The 2412-nt window shown below is 63.1% G+C and carries 2 protein-coding genes; both read left to right on the top strand.

Going from position 1 to position 2412, the window contains the following annotated elements:
* Positions 1-227 precede the first annotated feature (227 nt).
* Positions 228-1061, top strand: coding sequence for a sigma-70 family RNA polymerase sigma factor (locus RKE29_RS29340; protein WP_312008749.1), 834 nt, complete (start codon positions 228-230; stop codon positions 1059-1061).
* Positions 1061-1876: a protein phosphatase 2C domain-containing protein gene (locus RKE29_RS29335; protein ID WP_312008748.1), complete on the top strand. Its 816-nt coding sequence runs from the start codon at positions 1061-1063 to the stop codon at positions 1874-1876. The genes RKE29_RS29340 and RKE29_RS29335 overlap by 1 nt, the downstream gene beginning before the upstream one ends.
* The last annotated feature ends 536 nt before the right edge of the window (positions 1877-2412 follow it).

The following is a 2412-nucleotide window of genomic DNA, read 5'->3' as shown; positions in this document are numbered from 1 at the left end:
TTCCAGGCATCATGGAACTACCCCTTCCAAGGGCTAGGGGGGCGGCGACTGCTTGGCGGTAGGGCGCCGCCCCTCGATTCGTCTAGGAGGCTTGCCCCCGTCAAGGGGGGTTGCCTCCGCTGTGGAGGAGCTTAAGGCAAGCCCCCTTGCGTGCGTCAACCCCCATTGGTGGATAGACTCATGCCATCGCGGCGGGCACCGCCGCTGAGCAGGGGAGGCGAGTCGAAATGATCGAGATCCAGGGCCTCGGAGAGGTGGGCGATCCGGCCGACCGGGCGCGGCGTGCCGGTGTCTTGATCGATGAGCACCAGGCGGCCATCCTCGAACTGTCCCGAATGCGCCGTGAAGCACTGGAAGAGATGCTTTCCGGCGGGATGACTCAGGCACACATCGCTGAAAAGGTGGGGATGACCAGGGCGCGAGTCGGTCAGCTCCTGTCCTCCGGTCCCCGTCCGGAGCGGATCTTCCTGGGCAGTGGGCCGCTAACGGTGGCGTTGGGCGGGAAGCGCGAGGCTGAAAAGCCCAAGCTCGCAGTGTCGGCGGAAATGCTTGCTTCCTACGAATGCATTTCCGAAATCGCCCAGTCCCTGAATCTAAAGGTTCAAAGCGAAGTGGTTCCACCGCCAGGAATGGTGAAGCTGAACCGCCCCAATCTGATCGTACTTGGCAGTCCCCGCATTCTTCCGTTTGTTGGGCAAGTCTTGGAGTCGGACGAGATTCTAGGCTTTGAAAGCGGTGAACGAGGGTGGTATCTCCTGAACCGCGCAACGGGCGAAGAGTTCCACTCGCCCGTCAAGGATGGTAGGCACGAAGATTACGCGTACATTGGTCGCCTTCCGCGTCCGGATGGGCGTGGAACTTTCCTCTACATTGCCGGTATACACGGCCCGGGAACGTTGGGTGCTGTGCGCTACTTGGAAGGCCATCTAGAGGCGCTATACCGAGAGGTCAAGACTCGGCGGTTTTCCTTGATTATCCACTGTGTCTTCGGGCAGAAGACAGGTGAGCTAGAGACCGTGAAGCCTGTGACCCAGCTCTACCGGCACGAGGGAGTGTCGTGATGCGCGTACTGAGTGAATCGCAAGCTGGTAGCCCGCCGAAGGCGAATGAAGACTGGGTGAGCGCTACTCGGGAACTGATCATCGTCCTGGATGGCGCTACGGCCCGCACGGATACTGGTTGCGTGCACGGAGTCTCTTGGTATGCCAAGAATCTTGGATCGGCCATCGAGGAATTCGCGCAAGATGCCGATCTTCCACTCAAGGAAGTGTTGCGGAAAGCGATCTGCCGCGTTGCCGGACTGCACTCCGAGTGTGACTTGAAGCACCCCGGAAGTCCGTCAGCGGCAGTTGCGATTGTCCGCCTCGGGGTGTCGCTAGATTATCTAGTGCTCGGGGATGTCAGTTTGGTTATTTGCGGCAGTGCTGGGGTCTCCGTCGTGACCGATCCGCGCGTCAGTTCAACCGCCCGTGCTGAGCGAGCAGAAGCAGACCGCCACCCTATCGGTTCCCCGGAAAAGGAAGCGGCGCTTTTGCGAATGAAGGCGGGAGAGTTGGCCGCGAAAAATCACGAAGGCGGATACTGGATCGCTGCATCCGAGCCCTCGGGCGTGGACCACGCTCTCACTGGAGCGGTGGACCCTGCCAGCGTGCGTGACCTGGCAGTATTCACCGATGGGGCGGCGCGCATTGTGGACCTGTTCTCCGAGTCAAGTTGGGCGGACGTGCTCACGGAACTTCGGGAGGCAGGCCGTCCGGTAGAAATCATCGGCCGTGTTAGGTCGCTGGAAGACTCCGATGCGCGTGGGGAGCGATGGCCACGCAACAAGAAGAGTGATGATGCAACCATCGTTTATGCGGACTTGCGTCTGGGGTGAGTAAGAANAGGTCGCTGGAAGACTCCGATGCGCGTGGGGAGCGATGGCCACGCAACAAGAAGAGTGATGATGCAACCATCGTTTATGCGGACTTGCGTCTGGGGTGAGTAAGAAGGACCGCCCTGCGGGCGGGCGTTTGTCGGCGCGCCGTCGGCCGTGGGGCCGACGGCCGTCGCGCGTCTGCGGCCGGACGTGCGCCGGGGCGGCCTCCAGGACGGGCCGCCTGCCTGCTCCGGCCCTGTCAGGGGCTCCCGAGGCTTTTCAGTGGGGGGCGGCCGGTTCCCCCTCTGAAAAGCCTCGGAGTTCCCGCATGCTGCGGTGGAGGGCCGACGGCAGACGGACCGTGCGCGGCCGTGGCCGCAGGAAGAGACCACGCCCGCCCCGGCCGGTGTGGTCTCTTCGGTGCCTGAGCCGCATTGAGCCGCGCCTCGGGGCCATAGCGGGTCCACCAAGGCCCCCCTCCCTAAGAGCCTCCCGGCGGCATACCCGGCCGCAGACGCGCGACGGCCTCAGCCTCACGGGCCGACCGCGCGCCG

This window comes from Streptomyces sp. B1866 (assembly GCF_031932565.1).
Taxonomy (GTDB): domain Bacteria; phylum Actinomycetota; class Actinomycetes; order Streptomycetales; family Streptomycetaceae; genus Streptomyces.
The sequence above is the reverse complement of the archived record's forward strand: the minus strand, read 5'-3'. Positions and strand labels throughout refer to the sequence as shown.